This is a genomic window from Rahnella sp. EDr1-12 (assembly GCF_049206505.1).
GTDB classification, from domain to species: Bacteria; Pseudomonadota; Gammaproteobacteria; order Enterobacterales; family Enterobacteriaceae; genus Rahnella; species Rahnella rivi.
Genome location: NZ_JBLZNY010000004.1, coordinates 120,885 through 144,105, shown reverse-complemented (window position 1 = coordinate 144,105; position 23,221 = coordinate 120,885). Strand labels below are relative to the sequence as shown.

19 protein-coding genes are annotated in these 23,221 nt (G+C 54.5%); 10 read left to right on the top strand and 9 right to left on the bottom strand.

Annotated elements, in window-relative coordinates:
* Window positions 1–42: 42 nt before the first annotated feature.
* The gene (gene pitA, locus ACO0U8_RS17350; protein WP_056775551.1) at window positions 43–1,548 is read right to left on the bottom strand and encodes an inorganic phosphate transporter PitA; all 1,506 of its coding nucleotides are present in this window, start codon (window positions 1,546–1,548) and stop codon (window positions 43–45) included.
* A 322-nt stretch (window positions 1,549–1,870) separates the two neighbouring features.
* Here pitA and ACO0U8_RS17345 point away from each other — a divergent pair, with 322 nt between their 5' ends.
* Window positions 1,871–3,073, top strand: coding sequence for an NAD(P)/FAD-dependent oxidoreductase (locus ACO0U8_RS17345; protein WP_390973567.1), 1,203 nt, complete (start codon window positions 1,871–1,873; stop codon window positions 3,071–3,073).
* A gap of 141 nt (window positions 3,074–3,214) precedes the next feature.
* Here ACO0U8_RS17345 and ACO0U8_RS17340 read toward each other — a convergent pair whose 3' ends face one another.
* Window positions 3,215–3,523 carry a hypothetical protein gene (locus tag ACO0U8_RS17340; protein WP_421671325.1) on the bottom strand — a complete coding sequence of 103 codons (309 nt, stop codon included), beginning with the start codon at window positions 3,521–3,523 and terminating at the stop codon, window positions 3,215–3,217.
* A 41-nt stretch (window positions 3,524–3,564) separates the two neighbouring features.
* Complete coding sequence (locus ACO0U8_RS17335) at window positions 3,565–5,220, bottom strand: methyl-accepting chemotaxis protein (RefSeq protein ID WP_421671324.1); 1,656 nt, start codon at window positions 5,218–5,220, stop codon at window positions 3,565–3,567.
* A 431-nt stretch (window positions 5,221–5,651) separates the two neighbouring features.
* Here ACO0U8_RS17335 and ACO0U8_RS17330 point away from each other — a divergent pair, with 431 nt between their 5' ends.
* Together ACO0U8_RS17330 and ACO0U8_RS17325 are read left to right on the top strand one after the other, a co-directional pair.
* Window positions 5,652–6,818 carry a serine hydrolase domain-containing protein gene (locus ACO0U8_RS17330; RefSeq protein ID WP_421671323.1) on the top strand — a complete coding sequence of 389 codons (1,167 nt, stop codon included), beginning with the start codon at window positions 5,652–5,654 and terminating at the stop codon, window positions 6,816–6,818.
* Window positions 6,819–7,086: 268 nt separating this feature from the next.
* Entirely contained in the window at window positions 7,087–8,085 is a 999-nt protein-coding gene (locus ACO0U8_RS17325) for an FKBP-type peptidyl-prolyl cis-trans isomerase N-terminal domain-containing protein (protein ID WP_421671322.1), read from the top strand.
* Window positions 8,086–8,147: 62 nt separating this feature from the next.
* Here the strand turns inward: ACO0U8_RS17325 and ACO0U8_RS17320 are convergent, their stop codons facing one another.
* Window positions 8,148–9,866, bottom strand: coding sequence for a lysophospholipid acyltransferase family protein (locus ACO0U8_RS17320; RefSeq protein WP_217204273.1), 1,719 nt, complete (start codon window positions 9,864–9,866; stop codon window positions 8,148–8,150).
* A gap of 196 nt (window positions 9,867–10,062) precedes the next feature.
* On the opposite strand from ACO0U8_RS17320, the gene ACO0U8_RS17315 reads away from it, so the two are divergent.
* Window positions 10,063–11,280 (top strand): MFS transporter, encoded by a 1,218-nt coding sequence (locus ACO0U8_RS17315; RefSeq protein ID WP_421671321.1) that lies wholly within the window; start codon window positions 10,063–10,065, stop codon window positions 11,278–11,280.
* Window positions 11,281–11,295: 15 nt separating this feature from the next.
* Here ACO0U8_RS17315 and ACO0U8_RS17310 read toward each other — a convergent pair whose 3' ends face one another.
* Window positions 11,296–11,793, bottom strand: coding sequence for a GNAT family N-acetyltransferase (locus ACO0U8_RS17310; RefSeq protein ID WP_056775527.1), 498 nt, complete (start codon window positions 11,791–11,793; stop codon window positions 11,296–11,298).
* Between the two features lie 524 nt (window positions 11,794–12,317).
* On the opposite strand from ACO0U8_RS17310, the gene ACO0U8_RS17305 reads away from it, so the two are divergent.
* Window positions 12,318–13,013, top strand: coding sequence for a pirin family protein (locus ACO0U8_RS17305; RefSeq protein WP_056775524.1), 696 nt, complete (start codon window positions 12,318–12,320; stop codon window positions 13,011–13,013).
* A 51-nt stretch (window positions 13,014–13,064) separates the two neighbouring features.
* On the opposite strand, the gene ACO0U8_RS17300 is transcribed toward ACO0U8_RS17305, so the two are convergent.
* Window positions 13,065–14,099: an autotransporter outer membrane beta-barrel domain-containing protein gene (locus tag ACO0U8_RS17300; protein ID WP_421671320.1), complete on the bottom strand. Its 1,035-nt coding sequence runs from the start codon at window positions 14,097–14,099 to the stop codon at window positions 13,065–13,067.
* Between the two features lie 406 nt (window positions 14,100–14,505).
* On the opposite strand from ACO0U8_RS17300, the gene ACO0U8_RS17295 reads away from it, so the two are divergent.
* The 5 genes from ACO0U8_RS17295 to gntR all read left to right on the top strand — a co-directional run bounded on the left by ACO0U8_RS17295 (window position 14,506) and on the right by gntR (window position 19,610).
* The gene (locus tag ACO0U8_RS17295; protein ID WP_056775519.1) at window positions 14,506–14,829 is read left to right on the top strand and encodes a PTS sugar transporter subunit IIB; all 324 of its coding nucleotides are present in this window, start codon (window positions 14,506–14,508) and stop codon (window positions 14,827–14,829) included.
* Window positions 14,826–16,154 carry a PTS sugar transporter subunit IIC gene (locus tag ACO0U8_RS17290; RefSeq protein ID WP_122097266.1) on the top strand — a complete coding sequence of 443 codons (1,329 nt, stop codon included), beginning with the start codon at window positions 14,826–14,828 and terminating at the stop codon, window positions 16,152–16,154. The genes ACO0U8_RS17295 and ACO0U8_RS17290 overlap by 4 nt, the downstream gene beginning before the upstream one ends.
* A 25-nt stretch (window positions 16,155–16,179) precedes the next feature.
* A complete protein-coding gene (locus ACO0U8_RS17285) occupies window positions 16,180–17,562 on the top strand; it encodes a glycoside hydrolase family 1 protein (protein WP_421671319.1) in 1,383 nt (460 codons plus the stop codon).
* 28 nt (window positions 17,563–17,590) lie between these two features.
* A complete protein-coding gene (locus tag ACO0U8_RS17280) occupies window positions 17,591–18,508 on the top strand; it encodes a LacI family DNA-binding transcriptional regulator (RefSeq protein WP_056775512.1) in 918 nt (305 codons plus the stop codon).
* Between the two features lie 106 nt (window positions 18,509–18,614).
* The gene (gene gntR, locus ACO0U8_RS17275; RefSeq protein ID WP_056775509.1) at window positions 18,615–19,610 is read left to right on the top strand and encodes a gluconate operon transcriptional repressor GntR; all 996 of its coding nucleotides are present in this window, start codon (window positions 18,615–18,617) and stop codon (window positions 19,608–19,610) included.
* Window positions 19,611–19,682: 72 nt separating this feature from the next.
* Here gntR and glpD read toward each other — a convergent pair whose 3' ends face one another.
* The 3 genes from glpD to glpG form a co-directional block, all read right to left on the bottom strand.
* Window positions 19,683–21,194 carry a glycerol-3-phosphate dehydrogenase gene (gene glpD, locus ACO0U8_RS17270; RefSeq protein ID WP_122097268.1) on the bottom strand — a complete coding sequence of 504 codons (1,512 nt, stop codon included), beginning with the start codon at window positions 21,192–21,194 and terminating at the stop codon, window positions 19,683–19,685.
* Between the two features lie 278 nt (window positions 21,195–21,472).
* Window positions 21,473–22,231, bottom strand: a complete 759-nt coding sequence (locus ACO0U8_RS17265) for a DeoR/GlpR family transcriptional regulator (RefSeq protein WP_056775505.1) — start codon at window positions 22,229–22,231, stop codon at window positions 21,473–21,475.
* A 9-nt stretch (window positions 22,232–22,240) separates the two neighbouring features.
* A complete protein-coding gene (gene glpG / locus ACO0U8_RS17260) occupies window positions 22,241–23,071 on the bottom strand; it encodes a rhomboid family intramembrane serine protease GlpG (protein WP_421671318.1) in 831 nt (276 codons plus the stop codon).
* Between the last annotated feature and the right edge of the window lie 150 nt (window positions 23,072–23,221).

The window sequence follows — 23,221 nt, the reverse complement described above, 5'->3', positions numbered from 1 at the left end:
CAGGTCGCCTTTTTCTATTCTGAACCGAGATTCAGACGCTTATCAGATGAGCTTTAGCGCAATCCAGTACAACAGGCCGGAAAGGACAATCGAGACTGGCAGGGTTAAGATCCAGGCCATCGCGATGTTTTTCACGGTCTTCGACTGCACACCGCCACCGTCCACAATCATGGTGCCCGCCACCGCAGAGGACAACACGTGTGTCGTGGAAACCGGCATACCCGTGTAGCTGGCAACACCGATAGACACCGCCGCAGTAAGCTGTGCTGACAGGCCCTGTGCGTAGGTCATGCCTTTCTTACCAATCTTCTCGCCAATGGTGGTCGCAACGCGCTTCCAGCCAATCATGGTGCCCAGCGCCAGTGCCAGAGCCACAGCGATGATGATCCAGATCGGAGCATATTCCACGGTTTGAAGAATGTCGGTTTTCAGTTCACCCAGGAAGCGTTTATCCGCAGGTGACGTTTCCGGCAGCTTAGCGACTTTATCTGCCGTATCAGACACGCACATCAGCAGGCGACGCATATGGCTGCGTTCATCCGGTGACAATGCGCTGTAGGACGGAAGATTGGTCAGCAGAGTTTGCGCACGGCCAATAGCATCAAGCGCATGGCTGCTGTCGCAATGGAACACTTTTGCTGCATCGGTCGGGGCGATATTCACGTCTGGCGCAGGCACCAGAGGCGTTTGTGCTACCACGTGGGGTACCGCATCAACGTGCTGCTGATAATACTGCCCGAGGTGCGTCACGGCGTCGCGGGTACGGGTAATGTCGTAACCGGTGGCGCTCATGTTCAGCACAAAACCTGCCGGAGCCACACCAATCAGAACCAGCATGATAAGACCGATACCTTTCTGACCGTCGTTAGCGCCGTGAGAGAAGCTCACGCCGATAGCCGACAGGATCAGGCCAATACGGGTCCAGAACGGCGGCTTTTTCTTGCCGTCTTTCTTTTCACGTTCAGCAGGCGTCAGGTGGATACGGGCATGTTTCTTGTTGCCGCTCCAGTAGCGACGTAACAGGAAAATCATGGTCCCCGCCACAATCATCCCGACCAGAGGCGAGATAATCAGAGAGGCAAAAATACCGATCATTTTTGGGATGTTTAATGCATCGACCACGGACGTGTGAGTCATTAATGCATTGGTCAACCCGACACCAATGATGGCGCCGATCAGTGTATGGGAGCTGGACGCCGGCAGGCCGAAATACCAGGTGCCGAGGTTCCAGATGATCGCTGCCAGTAACATCGAGAACACCATGGCAAGGCCATGAGTGGAACCCACGTTGAGCAGAAGATCGGTTGGAAGCAAATGGACGATGGCATAAGCCACACTCAAACCACCGAGTATGACGCCAAGAAAGTTAAACACACCCGCCATCACGACCGCTAATTGCGAACGCATTGCCCGGGTATAGATGACGGTTGCTACTGCATTGGCCGTATCATGAAAACCGTTAATGGCTTCATAGAACAGGACAAACAGTAACGCGAGAATCAATAACGAACCGGTATGAATATCCAACCCGGCAAATAGATGCAGCATAATTGTTACGCCAGTTAGTGGTCATGAACGCCGCGCATTATCTGCGAGAACAGGGGGCCGATAAAAGGAAAATATGACATTTTTTTGATTAAAAACAGTTCAAAAAATGTTGCAATGTAGATTAACTTTTTATTAATCAGCACGTTGCTGGGTCTTTGCCGTTTGAAACATTTGCTTACTTTGCCTCATGCAATGCCCCTGTGACTGGTTTATACCCCGTCAGTCCCTTACAATCCGCGACGCGCAGCGGTCAAAATCCTCCTGTGCGCAGGGCGTATCCTATTTAAAACGTAGCTGAATTTTCCGGAAAGAGAGGCCAAAAGTGGAACAGGTTGATGTGGTAGTCATAGGTGCGGGTGCGGCAGGCATGTTCTGTGCAGCGCAGGCCGGACAGGGTGGCTGCCGGGTTCTGCTGCTGGATAATGGTAAGAAAACCGGACGTAAAATTTTGATGTCGGGGGGCGGACGCTGCAATTTTACTAATCTGTATGCCGAACCGGCCGCCTATCTTTCCGAAAACCCGCATTTCTGCAAATCCGCCCTGGCGCGTTACACCCAGTGGGATTTTATCGACATGGTCAACCGCTACAACATCGCCTGGCACGAGAAAACCCTCGGTCAGCTTTTTTGCGATGACTCCGCACAGCAAATTGTGGCGCTGCTGGATAAAGAATGCGAACTGGGCAATGTCGATGTCCGGTTGCGCAGTGAAATTTCCGACGTACAGAAAACGGAAAATGGCTTTGTCATCAAGGTGAACGGCTCAACTGTGAGCACTCACTCACTTGTTGTTGCGAGTGGGGGGCTTTCCATGCCGGGGCTGGGCGCGACGCCGTTCGGTTACCGTCTGGCGGAGCAGTTTGGGCTGAAAGTATTGCCGACCCGCGCCGGTCTGGTGCCCTTTACCCTGCACAAACCGCTGCTGGATCACCTGCAAACCCTCTCGGGCGTGTCAGTGCCTGCGGTGCTGACCGCAGAAGACGGCACGGTTTTCCGTGAAAGCATTCTCTTCACCCATCGCGGCATGTCCGGCCCGGCCGTTTTACAGCTTTCCAGCTATTGGCTGCCTGGTGAGTTTGTGAGCGTTAACTTACTGCCTGACGTCGATCTGGCGGCGTTTCTCAATGAGCAGCGGCAGGAACATCCCAATCAAAGCCTGAAAAATACGCTGGCGATGCAACTGCCGAAGCGTCTGGTGGAATGTCTGCAAACGCTCGGTCAGTTGCCGGACGTGACGCTGAAACAGCTCAACGTGCCGCAGCAGGCGGAACTGGTTGAACAACTGCAAAACTGGCAGGTGCAGCCGAACGGCACCGAAGGTTACCGCACGGCGGAAGTGACGCTCGGCGGTGTCGATACCAGGGAGTTGTCTTCTAAAACCATGGCCGCTGCGAAAGTGCCGGGTTTGTACTTTATCGGTGAAGTGGTGGACGTGACTGGCTGGCTGGGCGGTTACAATTTTCAGTGGGCGTGGAGTTCCGCGTGGGCCTGTGCGCAGGATCTGGTGGCTGGCCGCGTCAGCTAACCCAATTCATCAATTTCACACCGCGACTGGCTGCCAGTTATCACGGCGATGAATACAAAAACACCCTGAAAATACTCGCGAATCTTCAGGGTGACCCTTCACATGCTCCGTGTCAGGTATCTGGCACTGTTTAACGCGTTCTCAGGACAAGAATCTTTTCAGGTTTTCCAGCATATTGGTCATCATGCCAAAGGCCATATTCACGCTGTGAATGCTGTAATACAGCGTTATATCGTGGCGCATCAGGTAAGTTTCAAAACATTTATCTGACAGCACTGCCTGAACTTCCAGGCTGCGATCGCGAAAATGGCGGCAGTTATTGATGTACAGCTCCAGCGACCGGTATTCCCCGGTGGCAAGCTGATTCACCAGCGCCGCCATCTGTTCAAAGCTTTCCACCAATGCCTTGTGCTTTTCCAGATGGTCTGCGTGCTCCTGAAGATTATCCATAATGCTGTTTTCCCTGTAATAAGACGACGGTAAAAGCCTGATCAGAAACGTTGCCAGTCGGCCTCATTGTGTGGCGGAGTGCCCGGTTTTTGGGTGCGCGGCAGTGCAGCCAGCGTCTGCACCGGTTTTACGAAGGACTGACGCTGACCGGTGGCGTCGCTCAGGCGGAATTCACCCACCAGTCGCGCCAGGCCGTCGGCCTGATCCTGCAACGAGCGCGAGGCTGAAGAGGCTTCTTCCACCAGCGCGGCGTTCTGCTGGGTCACATCATCCATCTGATTAACGGCCTGATGCACCTGAGAAATCCCCTGACTCTGCTCGGTAGCCGCAGCGGCAATCTCGTTAACCAGATCCGTTACCTGACGGATGGCGTTGCCCATCGAGTTCATGTTCTCGCCGACATCGCCCGCCTGATGGGCACCGGCTTCGATCAGGCTGTAGGACAGGTCGATCAGTTCTTTTATTTCACGCGCGGCGGTGGTCGAACGCTGTGATAGATTTCTGACCTCACCGGCCACCACAGCAAATCCTTTACCGTGCTCACCGGCGCGTGCCGCTTCCACGGCGGCGTTCAACGCCAGAATATTGGTCTGGAAGGCGATGCCCTCGATAAGCGTGATGATCTCGGTGACTTTGCGGGAACTGCTGCGGATATCGCCCATGGTGCTCAGCATGGTTTCCAGCGAGGAGGCACTTTTCTCCGACAGCGCATTCATGTTGCCCGCCAGCTGGCTGGCCTGACGCGTGTTGTCGGCGGTCTGGCGAACCGTCTCGCTGAGTTCGGTCATGCTGGCGGCGGTCTGTTCCAGCGAGGCGGCCTGCTGCTCGGTGCGCGAGGAGAGATCTTCGTTACCGGCCGCGATTTGTGCCGACGCGCTGCTGACCGACTGTGACGCCGCACTCACGGACAACAGTGCTCCGGAGACGCGTTGCATCAGGCTGTTGAAGGCGCGGGCCATGTTGCCCACTTCGTCATGACGGCTGGCATCGGCGCTCACCGTCAAATCCAGCCGTTCGCTGGCGATGGTCATGATATCCCCGATGGCCAGCAGGCTTTTCCGTACGCGGCGGATGGTGACCAGCGCAAAGAAACCCAGCAGCAGGATGGTGAGCGTCACGCCGCTGCCCATTCCCCAGAGTGTGGCGTTGAAAATGCTGCGGTTAGTGGCGCGCAACCCCTCACCGATGTCGATGTTAACGGTAAGCTGTTTCTGGTAATCGGAGATGAGCTGACGGATAGCCATGCCGATGCCGCCGTCACCCTCAATCAGCGCCAGACTGACGTCATCCTGATGCGCCCGTGATGAGGCCAGAAACGCCGGGAGTTTTTCCTCCACTTTACGAATATTGTCGAAAGCGACGTGGGTCAGCCTTTCATCTTCAGCGCTGGAGATATCGTGTTGCAGATAATATTCCGTCAGCGTTTTCAGCCCGGCAATCCGCTGCTGAATGAGGGTTTCTACCTCAGGCATTTTGCTGTTATCGGTCTGGCTCTGGTGTTTATAGAGCGTGAGGGAAAGCCTGTTGCTCTGATCGATGAGTTTATTGAGATCTTTGATGGAAGGGATCGCATTGACCTGAACATATTCAAACCGGTCCTGGAAACCCGAAATCAACATAATGGCGGCGACCCCCAGTGCGATGAGGGCGGCAGATAGCAGTGAGAACGTCAGTAAAAGACGCTGTGTGATGTTCATATTTTCCCCTGATTTTAAAAGTCCGGCCTTCTTGAAAGTGGCATGACGTGAATCAGGGTTATCGGCAAAGGTTGCGCTAACGTTAATTAAACCGATCTAATTCAATTATTTACGTTAAGTCAATGTTTCGCGTTGGTGTTTAAAATGATTTTTTATGCATGTAAAGAGATTTTTCATGCCATCTCAGACGATGTTGAAAGATTCCCCCGACGCCCGGCGGGTTTGTGCAAAAGAACATCAGGATCGCGTCAATTTCTCATTGAAAAGCGCGGGGAAATGACACAGTCTGCGGCCTGCAGCGCGCTATCCGGCGAGCCTCTTTTTCTGTCACAAGGTCATCTGATGTGTATTCACTGTCGTCACCGTTCAACTTCGCTCTATAAATCAATGCAATGAAAAGAATAACGGGACGATTTTCTGGCCTGAGCATCATGCTTCCTTTGCTTCTGACCGCGTGCGGAACCTTATCCGAGATGCAGGTGAAAGAAAGCCCGCAGGCGGTAAAGCAACTTGCCTGCACGAAAAATCTCGACGGGCTGGTTGACGGTATTGTTCAGCAGTATATGAAGAAGGAAAAAGCCAGCGGCCTGGCGATAGGGATTATCCGTAACAACGGCGAAGCCCGGACCTGGGGCTATGGGTACACCAACGCGGTAAATGGCTACAAAATTGACGGGGAAACGCTGTTTGCGCTCGGTTCCGTGAGTAAGGGTGTCACCGGTGAAGTGGTGGCCGGGCTGGTCGATAAAGGGCAGCTGAACTGGGACGATAAACTCTCGGACTTGTTGCCAAAAAATATTCTGCTCAGCCCGGATGCCCGGAACATCACCTTGTTGCAACTGGCCACACATACTTCCGGTTTACCGCGACAAAACATGAACAAAGACATGTTGCAGAGCTTCCTGAAATATCTGTATACCGGCGACAATTTTTATAACGAACTGGACAGCGATGCGGTAGTGAACGATCTCTCTTCGTTCAAAAAGCCGCAAAAGCGGGAGCCTCAGTATTCCAATCTGGGTTACGCGCTTCTTGGCTACATTCTCAAAGTAAAAACCGGCGAAGACATCCAGCAACTGGCGTATGACTTTATCTTTAACTCGCTGAAAATGAGCAATACCAGCTTCCACGGCCCGACGCTGAAAGATTACCCTTATCGCGCGATCGGTCATGCGGGCGATCAGCCGAAGTTTATTCGCCGCGGCAAAGTGGTGCCTGACTGGTACTTCACCAACAACATGGTGGCGGCGGCCAATCTGTACAGCAACGCCGATGATCTGCTGAAATATCTTCGTGCGCATATCGAGAATTCCCACACCGGCGATCTCAACGCGGCTATTCAGGTCACAGAAAAAGTCTATTTTGAAAGAGAAATTGAGGCCGCCAATATTGCCTGGGTCACTGATTATAAAGATAACCAGATAATTACTTATCAGGTCGGATATATCGGCGGATACTCCAGTTATATCGGTTTTGATAAAAAACATCAGAATGCAGTTGTCGTGTTACAGAATTCCTTTAACTGGAGTAACTATATTGGTCATGATTTGTTATTAAAAATGGCAATGGCGGATGACTACCGGGAAACCTGTCAGTAAATATCCTCATTAAGTGCGAAAAATCCTAATATATTCATGATCATGTAACGTAAATAATGTGAAAAAAATTCGCATTATTTACTCGTGTATGAAATCATTGCGCCATCATGTTTTGAATCTTTTGTCATCATTGCAAAGTGGGCTTCACTTTATCCGCAGGAAAACTCGCTGCATTTTCTATTTTAACGTGCACCGGTTTTATCGCGATGAACGCTATTTCCCTGATTTATAAGATTCAACAAAGTAATTTTATTGCGAAGGTAATTCCATGTCTTTTATTCCTGCGAAGAAGAGCGCTTATGTGCTAAGCCTCATGATGATGTTTTGTTCTTCCTTTAAGGTTTTTGCCAATGAACCGGCCGCTGCTCAGGTTACCGGTTCGGAAAATAACGCCGCCACGATTGCGCCAGCCGCACCCGCTGTCCCTCTGACGACGCCTCAAACCCCGGAGACGGCGGCGGCTGAGGCACCTGCACCGGCCTTACCGGATGCCACTCCGCCCGCTACGCCAGACGCACAACCAGCTGTCCCGGCCGATGCCGTGACCACGCTGCCCCTCACTCACGCGACGGCGGAACCCGAGCCTGAGCCGGTAAAAGAACCGGCTGCTGAAGTTGCGCCGGAGCCTGAGAAAGTCGCTTTCAGCCTGAACAGCGAAGAGCAAAAGCGTGCCTATGCCAGCGGCGTTGCCATGGCTAAATACATTGAAGCGCAGATTGTCGAGCAAAAGGCGCTGCACATTACGCTGGACAAAGACATTCTTCTGGCCGGGATCACCGATACCTTTAACCAGCGCGAAAAGATGAGTCCGCAGGATGTGCAGGCCACGCTGACGGCGTTTGATGAGCAGGTGAAGATCCTGACGCAGGCGGCGACAGCGAAAGAGCAGGGCGCAGAGAAAGCCTTTATTGAAGAGTTTGCCAAACGTCCGGGTGTGAAAAAGACCGCAAAAGGTCTTTACTATCTGGTTGAAAATAAAGGTGAAGGTGCGGTCATCAAAGACACCAATCAGGTGGAGGTGACCTACAAAGGGGAATTACTCGATGGCACTATGGTGGATGGCCCGCAAATTGACAATGCGAACCAGATTTTCCGCGTGGCCGACATGCCGCCTGTACTGCGTGATGCCGTGAAACTTGTCCGCAAAGGCGGAAAAGTGACGATTGTTATCCCGCCTGCCGCTGTCGGGAAAAACAGTGAGAACGGCAAGCCAAAATCAGTGGTGATTTACACGGTGTCTGTGGTGAACGTAAACAACCCGCACTGACCGCCGGTCAGCACTCCCCTTCGCCGGGGAGGCCGCTTACCTGCCACAACCTCTCTGGCAAATTATGCCAGGGAGGCACTTTCCTGATGCACCGCAATATAGCGCTCAAATTTGGCCGGTTTCAGCTGGCTGAGATCCACCAGTACCAATCCGTCGATGCAGTTGTTGAATTCCGGGTCGCTGCCGAAATCGATAAACTGCACGCCGCCGCTTTCGCAAAGTTCGGAATACTGCTTATACAGCGCCGGAATGCTGCATCCGAGATTGGCCAGCAGACGTTTGAGGCGCTGCAAATCTTCCTGATAATCATCACCGCAAAACTGCGCTAACACGTCAGGCAGCGACGCCGGATAAGGGCGCAGCGATGTCGCCAGTGGCAGCGTCGGGGCGAAATACAGTCGATAAAATGCCACCAGCAAATCGCGGGCGGGCAGCGGCATGCCGCCGGAAATCGACACCGGACCAAACAGATAACGCGTTTGCGGATATTTCGCCAGATACGCGCCGATGCCCAGCCACAGATAGTCCAGCCCGCGCTTTCCCCAGTACGCAGGCTGAATAAAGCTGCGTCCGAGTTCGATACCCTGCGCCAGAATCGGATCCATCTGGTGGCCGTACTGAAACAAACTCTGGCTGTAAATGCCGTTCAATCCTTTGCTGGCGACCTGATCGGCGGTCGGAATAAACCGGTACGCGCCGACAATCTCCAGCGCCTGCGGATCCCACAGCACCAGGTGATAATAGTCGTCATCGTAACCGTCGAGATCCCGACGGCGGCCGCTGCCTTCACCGACGGCGCGGAAGGCAATTTCGCGCAACCGGCCCAGTTCGCGCAAAATCGGCACCGTATCTTCCCCGTGACGGCGATAGAGATAAATCATCTTGCCGTCCGGCGTTTTGCCCAGCACTTCGCTGGCTTCCAGCGCGTGTTTCAGCACCGCCCGATCTTCAGCGCGGGCAATCGACGTTTCAGTGTGGAACAGCCCCGGTTTGCCTGCACCAAGGCGGTAAAGATGTTTACGAAAACGCGCCGCCAGATCCCCCGCCTGCATCTGCCCGTCGTGCCAGCTGGCATACGGAATGCGCGCGCCGATTTTAAGCGTCAGGCTGTTGCCGCGCTGGCCAAACATTTCATGCACCAGCAGCAGGGTACTCAGCGGGCGGTAAATCATCGACGTGAGATAAAACAGCGCACTGTTGCTGCCGCTGATATGCACCGGCACCACCGGCGCACGGGCTTTGGCCGCGAGGCGGATAAATCCGGTGTGCCATTTGCCGTCGCGCACGCCTTTCGAGCTCATCCGCGACACTTCACCCGCCGGGAAGACAATCAGCACGCCCTGATTTTGCAGATGCTCCTGCATTTGTGTGACCTGATTGCGGCGGGTACGGTTGCCCATATTGTCCACCGGGATCATCAGGCTGCCGAGCGAAGACACCAGCGATAACAGCTGATTTGCAACCACTTTGACATCCGGGCGCACCGACGCCACTGCGTGCAACAGCGCGAGGCCGTCGAGCGTGCCAATCGGATGGTTCGCCACCACCACCACCGGCCCGTAACTCGGGATCTGCTCCCGGTCACGCTCTGTCAGTTCACAGCGAATATTGAAATGCTCGAGCACCTGCTCGGCCATATCAATCCCTTTCAGGTGCTGATACTTGTCGGCAAAACGGTGGAATTCTTTTTCGCGGAAAAGGGTTTTTAACAGACGGCGTTGCCAGGAAGGGGTTTTGTGCTGCGGGTCGAGATCCTGAAACAGGGTATCCATGCTGAACATAGGATGTCCTCCGGTTGAAGTCTCCCGACCATAATCAGTGCACATGACAGCGATGTGACGTTTTGATGGCAGTAAGAGGAAGGCTGAATAAAACACCGGTTCAATTTGTTGCGAAAACAGCCAAATACCCATAGAGTCAACACTCCTGCATGGCGACTAAAATGCCCAACCCATCTTTCGTGAGACGCTGATTTCCATGCCCGCTCCCGCTTCGCCCGATTTATCTCCGGCTGCTGCTTCAAAGACCACGCTGCGCATTCTTTCGATTCTGGTGTTCAACTTCGCTAATTATCTGACCATCGGTCTGCCGCTGGCGATCCTGCCAGGGTATGTACATGAGCATCTCGGTTACAGCGCGTTTTGGGCGGGCCTGGTGATCAGCCTGCAATATTTTGCGACGCTGCTCAGCCGCCCGCATGCCGGGCGTTATGCCGATAAAGTCGGACCCAAAAAAGTGGTGATGATCGGCCTGACCGGCTGCCTGCTGAGCGGGGTGTTTTACCTGCTGGCGCTGTGGCTGGATGCCTCACCGGCGGCCAGTTTGGCATTGCTGTGCATCGGACGTTTGCTGCTTGGCGCGGGGCAAAGTTTCGCGGGCACCGGTTCGACGCTGTGGGGCATCGGCGTGGTGGGTTCGCTGCATATCGGCAAAGTCATTTCGTGGAGCGGGGTGGTGACGTATGGCGCCATGGCGATTGGCGCGCCGCTCGGTGTGTGGATTTTCAGTCTTGGCGGCCTGACCCTGCTTTCCGGCTGCATAATTCTGGTGGCGCTGACGGCGTTGCTGGCGGCGTGGCGTAAAGCGCCGGTGGCGCGGAAAGCCGCGACACAACTTCCGTTCCGGCAGGTGCTGGGCAAAGTGTTGCCGTACGGGCTGGCGCTCGGGCTGGCGTCCACCGGCTTTGGCGTGATCGCGACGTTCATTACGCTGTTTTACGATGCCAAAGGCTGGTCGGGCGCGGCATTCTCTTTGACGTTTTTCAGCGCGGCGTTCGTGGGAATGCGGCTGCTTTTCCCCAACTGCATCAACCGTTTTGGCGGCCTGCGGGTTTCTCTGGTGTGTTTCGCCGTAGAAATCATCGGGCTTATTTTGGTATTTTTCGCCCCAACGGCTGGGGTGGCGATGGGCGGCGCGTTTCTTACCGGCGCGGGTTTCTCGCTGGTCTTTCCGGCGCTGGGTGTGGTGGCGGTTAAAAAATTGCCGCAGGAAAATCAGGGCAGCGCGCTGGCAACCTATTCGGCATTTCTGGATTTATCACTGGGTGTCACCGGCCCCCTGGCGGGAATACTGATGGCACAGGCGGGGATCGGGGCGATTTATCCTGGCTCGGCGCTGCTGGTTCTGGTGGCGATGGCGCTGGTGCTGCGGCTGTTGTTACGTCCTTCACCGCAGAACACCCGCGCCGACCTCTGACGCTTTTTCAACACATTACACGCCGTGCAGGCGGCCCATGTGCAGCGTATCCACCAGCTCACCGTCACGCATCGCATAGCAAGGGCTGCGGCCTTCGAGCATGAAACCAAACTTTTTGTACAAGGCGATGGCGGCGTCATTGTCAGCATAGACCGTCAGTTCCACGCGTTTCACCTGCAGCCACTTATCACACAGCTCAAGAGCGGCCGCGAGCAGTTTGCTGCCCACTCCTCTTCCCTGAAAACTGACATCCACGCCAATGCCGAACGTGGCGACGTGGCGGCGTCGCCAGGGCTCTTCCACCATCAGCGTCAGATTCCCGACCAGTTTGCCGTCAATGCAGGCTACCAGCGCGAAACGGTGAGGAGAAGAATTCGCCAGGCGGCCTTCCCAGAGGGCGGCGGGTGGATAAGGAAGTTGCAGAGTGTCGCTGTACACCGGCACCTGCGCGTAAAGTTGCCCAAGCGCCTGCGCGTCCGTTGATTCAGCATGGCGTATAACGATTTCGCTCATAGCGACACTCCTTTTAGTGTGGTTACTGTTTGAATATCCTCTAGATTTATCAGGAATAATAAAAGTGTCAATGTGTCATGTGGTGAAAAAAAATGCTTTACAAGTGCGAATGATAATGATTATTATTGCCATGCGTTCCGGGGATGGCCTCACACCAAGGTCAAACGGGTCCCCATGAATGCACGACATTGCTCACATTGCTTCCAGTATTATTTAGCCAGCCGGGTGCTGGCTTTTTTTTTGCCTTATTTTGAGCGGCAGAGGCGATGGCTCCGTTCACTCGCCCCGATCACTGACTCATGTACTGACTCAGGTAAACCCGCCGGGATTCGCTTGCCTGCCACTCACACTCTTTAGATAAAATCTTTTTCCCTCTCTCCCCGAACCCGCATTTATCTCCTGCAATTCCTTTGAATTTAGTCATCTGCGTTTGTTCATATTTTTTGAACAGAGGGGTGAAGTTTTTACGCTTTCTTATTCTCAGCCGTTGACTAGACTAGAGAAAACATTGAGGAGAGTTGAACATGATCTACTTACGCAAAGCACAAGAACGCGGTCACGCAAGTCACGGCTGGCTGGAAAGCTGGCACACTTTCTCTTTCGCCGATTACTACGATGCAAACTTCATGGGATTCTCCGCACTGCGGGTCATCAATGAAGACTTTATCGACGAAGGGCAAGGGTTTGGCAAACATCCGCATAAAGACATGGAAATCCTGACCTACGTGCTCGAAGGCACCGTGGAACATCAGGACAGCATGGGCAACAAAGAGCAGATTCAGGCGGGTGAATTCCAGATCATGAGTGCCGGTACCGGCGTGACGCACTCTGAGTACAACGGCAACAAAGACCGCAAATTGCATCTGTATCAGATCTGGATCATTCCGGATAAAAAAGGTCTGGAACCGCGTTATGAACAACGTATGTTCGACGCGCCACAAGGCCGCCAGCTGGTGCTTTCTCCGGATGCACGTGATGGTTCACTGAAAGTCTTCCAGGACATGGAATTGTCCCGCTGGGCGCTGAAAAAAGACGAACAGTCGGTCTATCAGATTCAGGCAGAACGTCGTGTGTGGATCCAGGTGGTGAAAGGCACCGTCTCCATCAACGGTCAGAAAGCCGGGCCAAGCGATGCGCTGGCGATCTGGGATGAAACGGCGCTGTCCGTTCATGCCGATGAAGACAGTGAAATTCTGCTGTTTGATCTGCCACCGGTCTGAACAGACAGGTAACACCCCTGAAGGCGACTCCGGTCGCCTTTTTTACGTCTGTTATCTGAAGCTGACGTTAATGCCCAGCTGCCCCTGATATCCCATCCCCGGCAGGCTTAAATTTCGGTAATGCGTGATGTCACTGAAAAATGCCACGCGTTTTGACAGCGTCGCGGTCAGGCCCACACCGTCCTGCACCCAGCGTTCCGTCGTCGGTGGCTCGATTTCAACCGTATTGATGGTCACTGCCGATTTATCTCCGACGTTGCCCACCAGATCAATGTGAAAATAGGGCGTCAGGGAAGAGGTGTTGCGTTCTGTCTGACGGAAAATCCGCAAGCCGCCGCGCACCTGGCCGCTGTTCTGATCGATGGGCTGAATGCGTTGGCTGAGCGTGTTGAACGAATCCAGATGCAGATGCTGAGCGACAAACTGCGCCTGCGGCTCCAGCCTCCAGTTGTCTGCCACACGGTAAGGCTTGCCGATCTCGACGGAGAGCGTCGAGCCATAACCTTTCTGCGCGGCATTGCGTTTTTCCGATAAGTCCTCGCGATAAAAGGTGTTCTGGTTAACGACATTCAGGTAGCCGCCTTCTGATGTCACCGCGCTGTAATACCCGCCAATGCCCGCCGATGCCGTCGAAATATTGCCGGTGCTGAGCGCCTGCCCGATAAGCCGCAGCGCGCTGTCTTTGGTATCAGTGGTCTGATTGCCCAGTGTGACGATCACCCCGGCGCGGCGGTGCTCCCCGTCCGGTTTTTCTTCCTGAAACAGATCTCTGCCGATTTGCGCAAACCAGATATTCGACGCGCGATAGCGGGTATCCGTGACATCCGCGTTATGGCTGCCGCCGAGTAAACCCCAGGTGCCGTTTTCGCGGTTTTTCGACGCATTACTCTGCCGTTCAAGGTAGGTTCCCACCGTTTTAAAGCCATATTCCCGGTTGAGGTAAGGCGCTGTGACGTAGGCATTTTGCGCCGGTTGCGGGTCAGCGGCCTGTACACAACTTTCATGCAGCGCAAAACTGACCGTTCTGCCCAGAATAAACAGCAGCGTAAAGGCGGTAAAAGTGAGGGTTTTGCCTGAAGTCGTCATGAGTTCGCCTGCCTGTCTGCCCTGATTTCATCGGATAAGGCGGCTCAATATAGTCTGTTTTTTGCGCAAGGCTAATCACACTGCATCAGAGATAAAAATGTCAGGCACCACGGGCATCACAGCCCGGTGTGAGGAATTTTAGCCGGGCAAAAAAGCAATGATTACCAGTGAGTTTCCTAACTCAACGCGTTTTGCGCAACGCGGCGGCATAGTCCTTTCTCTAAAAAGATGCTGAGAATTTATTCAACTTCGTGACGCTTTTCACAGCCTGATACGACGCTGTCCCGATTTTATGAGCATGCTCTCATTCCATCCTTTCAGTCATGGAAACCGGTTTCCAAAGAGACTCAAATACCTTCGGCAAGAGAAAACGGGCAGAACATTAATTATCTGGGAGTGAAGCAAAATGAAAAGAATCATGCTTTGTTGTTCGGCGGGGATGTCGACCAGTTTGTTAGTTCGCAAAATGAAAGAGGCCGCTGCCGCACGGGGCGAAGAGGTGCAGATCGAGGCGTTTGGTGCCAGCGAGTTTGACGAAAAATTCCGTGACTATCAGGTGGTGCTGCTCGGGCCGCAGGTGCGCTACATGCAGGCCGATTTATCGGCAAAGGCAGCAGAATTTAATATTCCGGTCGAAACCATCAATATGATGGATTACGGCATGCAGCGCGGCGACAACGTGCTGGACTTCGCTTACGGCCTGATCGCCCAGGAAGGAAGCCGCGTATGAGTGGCCTTTATCAGGCGATGGTGAACGTGATCGAAAAGCACATCACGCCACTGGCCGGCAGCGTCGGTCAGCAGCGGCATGTGATTGCGATCCGCGACGGCTTTATCGCCGCGCTGCCGTTTATGATCATCGGCTCATTTATGCTGGTGTTTATCTTCCCGCCTTTTTCCCCCGACACCACCAACGGTTTTGCCCGCGGCTGGCTGGATCTGTCGCTGAAATACCGCGAACAGCTGATGCTGCCGTGGTATCTGAGCATGGGTGTGATGACCTTTTTCATCTCGGTCGGTATCGGTGCCAGCCTTGGCAAACACTATAAACTTGACCCGATCATGACCGGTTTGCTGGCGTTTATGGCCTTTCTGCTGGTCGCCGCGCCCTATCATGACAAACAAATCTCCACCCAATATTTCTCCGGCGAAGGCATATTCACCGCGATCCTGACGGCTATTTATGCCGCTGAAGTGTATGCGCTGCTCAAACGCCGCAACATCACTATCCGCCTGCCGAAAGAAGTGCCCACCGGCGTGGCGCGTTCTTTTGAAATTCTGATCCCGGTGATTGTGATTGTCGCCACGCTGCATCCGCTGAACCTGTTTATTCAGTCCACCACCGGGATGATTATTCCCGAAGCGATCATGCACCTGCTGGCGCCGCTGGTTTCTGCCTCCGATTCCCTGCCGGCGATTTTGATTTCGGTCTTTATCTGCCAGGTGCTGTGGTTTGCGGGTATTCATGGTGCGCTGATTGTTACCGGCATCATGAATCCGTTCTGGATGACCAATCTGGCGCTGAACCAGACGGCATTACAGGCCGGTGCGCCACTGCCGCATATCTATCTGCAAGGATTTTGGGATCACTATTTGCTGATTGGCGGCGTCGGTTCGACCCTGCCGCTGGCGATCCTGCTGCTGTGCAGCAAGGCGGTGCATCTGCGTACCATCGGCAAAATGGGGGTGGTGCCGAGCTTCTTTAACATCAACGAACCGATTCTCTTCGGTACGCCGATTATCATGAATCCGGTGTTTTTCCTGCCGTTCACACTGGTCCCGATGCTCAACGCCATCTTCGCCTATACCGCCACGAAACTCGGCTGGGTAGCGCAAGTGGTGTCGCTCACACCCTGGACGACACCGGCGCCAATTGGTGCGTCATGGGCCGCAAATTGGGCGTTCAGCCCGGTAATTATGTGTCTTTTCTGTATGGTGTTATCGGCAGTAATGTATTACCCGTTCCTGAAAGCTTACGAACGTACGTTGCTGAAACAGGAAGCGGAAAAGGCTACGACACAAACGGCGGGTAATGCCGTGCCAGCAAACAGCTAAAAGCTAACGGACAGCGAGGATGACGATGAAATATCAATTTCCAAAAGAATTCTGGTGGGGCAGTGCCAGCTCAGCGCCGCAAACTGAGGGGGAAACCCTCAGTCACGGTAAAAGCGCCACGGTCTGGGATCACTGGTATTCGCAGCAACCGACACGTTTTCACGGCGACGTCGGCCCGCAGGACACATCGACGTTTTATAAAAACTGGCGCGAGGATATCGCGCTGCTGAAGCAGCTGAACCACAATACTTTCCGAACCTCTATTTCCTGGGCGCGCCTGATCCCCAACGGGCGTGGCGCCGTCAATCAGGAAGCGGTGGCGTTCTACAATCAGGTGATTGACGAAATGCTGGCGCAGGGCGTGCAGCCGTTCATCAACCTTTTCCACTTCGACATGCCCATGGCGATGCAGGAAATCGGCGGCTGGGAAAACCGCGACGTGGTGCAGGCCTATGAAACTTATGCCGATACCTGTTTTGAGTTATTCGGCGATCGCGTGAAACACTGGTTTACCTTCAATGAGCCGGTGGTGCCAGTCGAAGGCGGCTACCTGTATGATTTCCACTATCCGAACGTGGTGGATTTCAAACGTGCGGCCACCGTTGCCTATCACACCATGCTGGCGCACTCGCGGGCGGTGAAAGCTTACCGCGCCCGCAACCTTGGCGGCGAAATCGGCATCATTCTCAACCTGACGCCGTCTTATCCACGCTCGCAAAACCCGGCTGACCTGAAAGCCGCGAACATTGCGGATCTGATGTTCAACCGCAGCTTCCTCGACCCGGCACTGCGCGGCGAATATCCGCAGGAACTGGTGGAGTTGCTGAAAAAACACGATCAGCTCCCGGCCTGTCAGCAGGGAGACAAAGAGCTGTTGCAGCAGGGCGTGGTGGATTTACTCGGCATCAACTATTACCAGCCGCGCCGCATTCAGTGCCGCGACAGTATGGTGAATCCGGAAAGTCCGTTTATGCCGGAATGGTTCTTTGACAACTACGTCATGCCGGGGCGTAAGATGAACCCGCACCGTGGCTGGGAAATTTACGAGCAGGGCATTTACGATATTCTGACCAATCTGCGCGAAAACTACGGCAACCCGCGCTGTTTCATTTCCGAAAACGGCATGGGCGTGGAGCACGAACTGCGCTTTGAAAAAGAGGGCCGGATTGACGACGATTACCGCATCGAGTTTGTCAGCGGGCATCTGAAATGGCTGCACCGGGCGTTGCAGGAAGGCAGCGGCTGTCTCGGCTACCATATGTGGACGTTTATCGATTGCTGGTCGTGGATGAATGCGTACAAAAATCGTTATGGCTTTGTGCAACTGGATCTCGACACGCAAAAACGGACAGTGAAAAAGAGTGGCGAATGGTTCGCGCAGGTCGCTAAACAGCACGGTTTCGACTAACCCTTAACGCGGTGACGCAAGGAAAGACATGGCAAACATTAACGACGTTTCGCGGCTGGCAAACGTCTCGAAAGCGACGGTTTCCCGTGTCCTGAGTGGCAGCCGCGGTGTAAAAGAGGAAAGCCGCCTGGCCGTGATGCAGGCGGTGGAAACACTGCAATACAAACCCAGCATGATTGCGCAGTCGCTCTCCACGCAGTCTACCGGCTGCATCGGCGTGATTTGCGCGGCAGAAAATATCAATCAGAGCACCGGCTATCTGCACGCGCTGGAAAAAGAGCTGAGGCTCAATCAAAAGTATTTACTGTTGAGATTCGCCACCGATGCCGCCAGCCTTGCCCATTCCGTGGATGAAATCGGTCGCGGGCTTTGCGATGCGATGATTGTGATTGGCGCGCGCTTCGCCCTGCCTGCACTGCCCGACAACGTCATTACCATTGATTGCCTGGACGCGGATTCCGGGCGCAGCATTCATTTTGACCGCAGCTTTGCTACCGAAACCGCCTGCCAGTATGTGTTGCAGCAGGGGCGCCGACAGATTGCACTGATTAACTTTGAAAACAGCGAGGCCGCGGGGCAGGTGCTTCAGGGTTACCATCTGGCGCTGGAAAAATTCTTACTGCCTTATGACCGACGGCTGGTCCACAGCGGAGAACACGCGCTCACGCAGTTGCTGGCGCAGAATGTTCCGTTCAATGCGTTGCTGGTACCAGACGATGCCACCGCACAGGACGCGTTACGTCAGCTTACCCAGCTGGGCCGCGCGGTGCCGCAGGCCGTGATGGTGTTCAGCCTCGACAGCACGCTGCCGCCGGGCGCTTCGGCGGTGCCGGCTATCGCTTATCCATTGGAAACGCTGGCGCAAAGAGCGATGGCATTGCTCACCGGACAGTTTTCAGCGAACACCGGCGAGCCGGTTCGCGGGCAGCTTTGTCTGCCTGCCTGACCCGTCACGCATGTCGCGCAGCAACGGATATCCGCCTGCGCGAATGTTTGCTACCATAACTCCCTGATCCCTTAACCCCTTTCAGCGGCACATCCCTTTGACGACTATGAAGAAAAAAAGACCCGTACTCCAGGATGTGGCCGATAAAGTGGGCGTGACCAAAATGACGGTCAGCCGTTACTTACGCAACCCCGAACAGGTTTCCGGCGCGTTGCAGGAAAAGATTTCGGCCGCTCTCGATGAACTGGGTTACATTCCCAACCGCGCTCCGGACATTCTGTCGAATGCCAAAAGCCGCGCCATCGGCGTGCTGCTGCCGTCACTGACCAATCAGGTGTTCGCCGAAGTGCTGCGCGGCATCGAAAGCGTCACGGATATTCACGGTTATCAGACTATGCTGGCGCACTACGGCTACAGTCAGGAGCGCGAAGAACAGCGTCTGACCTCGCTGCTTTCTTACAATATCGACGGGCTGATTTTATCGGAGCGTCATCACACCGCACGGACGCTGAAAATGATTGAAGTCGCCGGTATTCCGGTGGTGGAAATGATGGATTGCGTCTCACCCTGCGTCGATCTGGCGGTCGGATTCAACAACTTTGAAGCGGCGCGGCAAATGACCCAGCAAATCATCGCGCGCGGCCACCGCCATGTGGTGTATTTCGGCGCACGTCAGGACGAACGCACCCTTATCAAGCAGCAGGGTTACGAGCAGGCGATGCGTGAATCCGGGCTGGAGCCTTACAGCGTGATGACCAGCCGGTCATCGAGTTACAGCGCGGGGGCGGAATTATTGCGTCAGGCGCAAAAAGACTGGCCGCAAATCGACAGTATTTTCTGCACCAACGATGACCTTGCGGCAGGCGCATTCTTCGAATGCCAGCGTCAGGGGCTGAAAATCCCGTCCCAAATGGCGATCGCCGGTTTCCATGGTCACAACATGGGACAGGCGATGGAACCGCCGCTGGCCAGCGTCCTGACACCGCGTGAGAGAATGGGGCAGATCTCCGCCGAACGTTTGCTGGCGAGATTACGCGGTGAGAACGTCGTCCCGCGCATGGTGGATGTCGGCTTTACAATTTCAGCGGGCGGCAGTATCTGAGCCCTGCGCGCAGATAAAAAAAATCCCCGGCGAAGTGGCCGGGGATTGAGCAGTGTTCATCTACAGGCGCATTTATGACGCCAGTGACAAATGTCTTTTCTGCTGTTTGTAGGTTTGCAGCCACTCGGCGACGCGCTGTTGCTGGGATTTATCCAGCCACATGCCGAGTTTGGTACGACGCCAGATCGCATCATCCAGTTCGCTCACCCACTCTTTTTCCACCAGATAGCGCAACTCTGCTTCATAGAACCCGTGACCAAAATCTTCACCCAGCGATTCAATGCTGGTGGCGTCAGACAGGAACAACTCCGTCTGGCTGCCGTAAGTGCGGGCATAACGGCGAGCCAGGGTTTCCGGCAACCATTTGAAGCGGCTGCGCAGATTGGCGCTGTAAGTATCACGATCGCCGTTCAGCTTCCCGCCGGGCAGTACCGCCGTTTTGGTCCATGCCGGGCCTGCTTTCGGGTAGTATTTGCCGAGTTTTTCCAGCGCATGTTCTGCCAGTTTACGGTAGGTGGTCAGCTTGCCGCCGAACACGGAAAGCAGCGGCGCTTTGCCGTCCTGATCGTGAACGTCGAGGGTGTAATCACGGGTCACTGCCTGCGGTGAATCCGATTCGTCATCACACAGCGGACGCACGCCGGAGTAAGTCCAGACGATGTCTTCGGTGGTCAGCTGTTTCTTAAAGTGGTCGTTGTACACTTTCAGCAGATAACCCACTTCTTTATCATCGATTTTCACGTCTTTCGGGTCGCCGTGGTATTCCACGTCGGTGGTGCCGATGATCGAGAACTCATCCAGCCACGGGATCACAAACACAATGCGGTGATCTTCGTTTTGCAGAATGTAGGCCTGCGGCTGATTGTGCGCACGCGGCACCACAATGTGGCTGCCTTTGATCAGACGAATGCCGTACGGCGATTTCAGTTTCAGACCGTCGTCGAAGAAATGTTTGACCCACGGACCGGTGGCGTTCACCAGGCCTTTGGCGCGCCAGGTGAAGGTTTTGCCGGTGTCGATATCTTCGGCTTCGACCATCCACAAACCGTCTTCACGCCATGCACGGGTCACGCGGGTGCGGGTACGGACTTCGCCGCCGCGCTCTTCCACTTCCTGAGCGTTGACGACCACTAAACGCGCGTCATCGACCCAGCAGTCTGAGTATTCAAAACCTTTGGTCAGTTCAGGTTTCAGCACCGATTCGCTGCCAAACTTCAGGCCTTTGCTGGCCGGCAGGCTGGTGCGCTTGCCCAGATGGTCGTACAGGAACAGACCGGCGCGGATCATCCAGGCCGGGCGCAAATGCGGCTGATGCGGTAAACGGAAACGCATCGGGAAGGCAATATGCGGTGCCATTTTCAACAGCACTTCACGTTCAGCCAGCGCTTCGCTGACCAGACGGAATTCGTAATGTTCCAGATAGCGCAGGCCACCGTGGATCAGTTTAGAACTGGCCGAAGAGGTCGCGCAGGCCAAGTCTTGCGCTTCAAGCAGCAGAACAGACAGCCCGCGGCCAGCTGCATCTACTGCGATGCCGGTACCATTAATACCGCCACCAATTACGATCAAGTCTTTGGTTTCCACGTCATCTTCCTCCAGATGTTCGCAATAGCTCTTTTATGTTCGTTTTCGCTCACGATTGTAATCGAGAATCGTCAAACAAGCCAAGCGTTAACCAAATAAAAACAATTATGCGTGATGGAGGTAACATTTTTGTGTCGGTTTCGAGCAAAACGGCAAGAAGAGAACGAAACCGAACGCGGCAAAGCGTGGAATGTTTCGCAATTGTTCGTTTTGAAAGGGCAGGGAGGAGAAGGGAAAAGCGGGAGCGCCCGCGCGGCGCTCCAGAAAAAGCAGGGAAATCAGCAGAGTTCGAGCTGAACGTCGTACTTGTCGATGATCTGTTTCACGCTGTCCGGCGGCAGTTTATCGGTAAACAGATAGTGGATTAAATCCATTTTTCCGAGATTTACCATGGCGTTACGACCAAATTTGGAATGGTCGGTCACCAGCATCACGCAGCGGGAGTTTTCGATAATCGCGCGCTTGGTTCGCGCTTCGTGATAATCGAATTCAAGCAGCGAGCCGTCCATATCGATGCCGCTGATGCCGAGAATGCCGTAATCAAGACGGAACTGGGAGATGAAATCGAGCGTGGCTTCACCCATGATGCCGCCGTCGCGGGCGCGAACTTCACCCCCGGCCAGGAACAGGCGGAAATCGTCTTTGGCGCTCAGCAGCGTTGCCACGTTCAGGTTGTTGGTGACGATGCGCAGATCTTTATGGTTGAGCAACGCGTGCGCCACGGCTTCCGGCGTGGTGCCGATATCGATAAACAGCGTTGAACCGTCGGGGATCTGGCTGGCAACGCGTTCGGCGATGCGCGCTTTCGCTTCCGACCACATCACTTTACGGTCGTTATAGGCCGCATTCACCGAACTCGACGGCAAGGCTGCGCCGCCGTGATGGCGATGAATTTTGTTCTGTTCGGCCAAATCGTTCAGATCACGACGGATAGTTTGCGGGCTGACGGCGAAGTGCTCCACCAGCTCTTCCGTGCTGACGTAGCCCTGCTGACGGACGAGATCGATAATCGCATCATGGCGTTGTGTTTGTTTCACCCGAATCCCCTACTTGCTTTTTTTGCGCGATGTGCGCGTATCAACAAATGCCATCACCAGGCCAAGACCCAGACCAAATGCGTGTGCGGCATTCGCCACAGCAGCACCGCCGGTTGCGTAACCAATGAACATGAAAATCAGCGAAATGACCAGCAATCCGCCGGGAACGTACAAACGACTTTCCGGTTTTAACTGGCCGGTCAGCCACGCATAGCCCATCAGCGCATAAACCACGCCGGACAGACCGCCAAACCAGATACCGCTCACCATCGACTGACCCCAGCCGCTGATCAGTGCGGAAATCAGCGTCACGGTAAACAGCTTGCCGCTGCCCAGATGCATTTCAATCTGGCTGGCAAGATACCACCACCAGGCCAGATTAATCAGTAAGGCGATAAACGAGAAATTCATCAGCGCGGGCGTGAACCAGCGCCACACCTGGAACATGCGGGAACTGTCAGGCCAGGCCAGCCAGCTCATCACCAGCTGATCGCCCACCATTTGTTGCAGGATAAACACCGCAAGACTCAGGACGATCATGCCGATGGTCAGCGGCCCGGCGCGGCTGCGCAGGCTTTTCAGGAAAGGCGCGTGCGACATTTTTAAATGTGGCTGCGTTTTGCCGGTTTTCCAGCTGGCCTCCTGAAAACGCGGATGCAGCGGATCGCGCACAAACAGCGCGACCTGTTTTTCTGCTTCTTCCAGACGGGATTCATCTTCCAGCCAGATCTGCACTTCCTGACTTTCGTGTTTCGTCGTCAGCGTAAAACCCTGCGTTGCCATGTAATCGACAAACGCCTGAGCGAGGCGGGGGTTGTTCAGGTTAAGAATGCGCACCATAGCGTTAAGCGGTTTCCCTAATTGTTTGATTTGTTGCCGTCATTTTAGGGCAATACCTTATCTGCCAGCGTGAGGGAAGTCGATTATAACGTCAGACGGGTAAACGAGGGGAATTTAGGAATGCTGTGTGGCCAGCGGTGAACAATAAAA

Coding starts and splice junctions, on each gene's coding strand:
- ACO0U8_RS17310 (WP_056775527.1), bottom strand. CDS start 11,793: ATGAGCGAAATCGTTATACGCCATGCTGAATCAACGGACGCGCAGGCG.
- glpG (WP_421671318.1), bottom strand. CDS start 23,071: ATGGTGCGCATTCTTAACCTGAACAACCCCCGCCTCGCTCAGGCGTTT.
- ACO0U8_RS17305 (WP_056775524.1), top strand. CDS start 12,318: ATGATCTACTTACGCAAAGCACAAGAACGCGGTCACGCAAGTCACGGC.
- ACO0U8_RS17290 (WP_122097266.1), top strand. CDS start 14,826: ATGAGTGGCCTTTATCAGGCGATGGTGAACGTGATCGAAAAGCACATC.
- ACO0U8_RS17300 (WP_421671320.1), bottom strand. CDS start 14,099: ATGACGACTTCAGGCAAAACCCTCACTTTTACCGCCTTTACGCTGCTG.
- ACO0U8_RS17325 (WP_421671322.1), top strand. CDS start 7,087: ATGTCTTTTATTCCTGCGAAGAAGAGCGCTTATGTGCTAAGCCTCATG.
- ACO0U8_RS17330 (WP_421671323.1), top strand. CDS start 5,652: ATGCTTCCTTTGCTTCTGACCGCGTGCGGAACCTTATCCGAGATGCAG.
- ACO0U8_RS17335 (WP_421671324.1), bottom strand. CDS start 5,220: ATGAACATCACACAGCGTCTTTTACTGACGTTCTCACTGCTATCTGCC.
- ACO0U8_RS17320 (WP_217204273.1), bottom strand. CDS start 9,866: ATGTTCAGCATGGATACCCTGTTTCAGGATCTCGACCCGCAGCACAAA.
- pitA (WP_056775551.1), bottom strand. CDS start 1,548: ATGCTGCATCTATTTGCCGGGTTGGATATTCATACCGGTTCGTTATTG.
- ACO0U8_RS17315 (WP_421671321.1), top strand. CDS start 10,063: ATGCCCGCTCCCGCTTCGCCCGATTTATCTCCGGCTGCTGCTTCAAAG.
- ACO0U8_RS17280 (WP_056775512.1), top strand. CDS start 17,591: ATGGCAAACATTAACGACGTTTCGCGGCTGGCAAACGTCTCGAAAGCG.
- gntR (WP_056775509.1), top strand. CDS start 18,615: ATGAAGAAAAAAAGACCCGTACTCCAGGATGTGGCCGATAAAGTGGGC.
- ACO0U8_RS17295 (WP_056775519.1), top strand. CDS start 14,506: ATGAAAAGAATCATGCTTTGTTGTTCGGCGGGGATGTCGACCAGTTTG.
- ACO0U8_RS17340 (WP_421671325.1), bottom strand. CDS start 3,523: ATGGATAATCTTCAGGAGCACGCAGACCATCTGGAAAAGCACAAGGCA.
- ACO0U8_RS17285 (WP_421671319.1), top strand. CDS start 16,180: ATGAAATATCAATTTCCAAAAGAATTCTGGTGGGGCAGTGCCAGCTCA.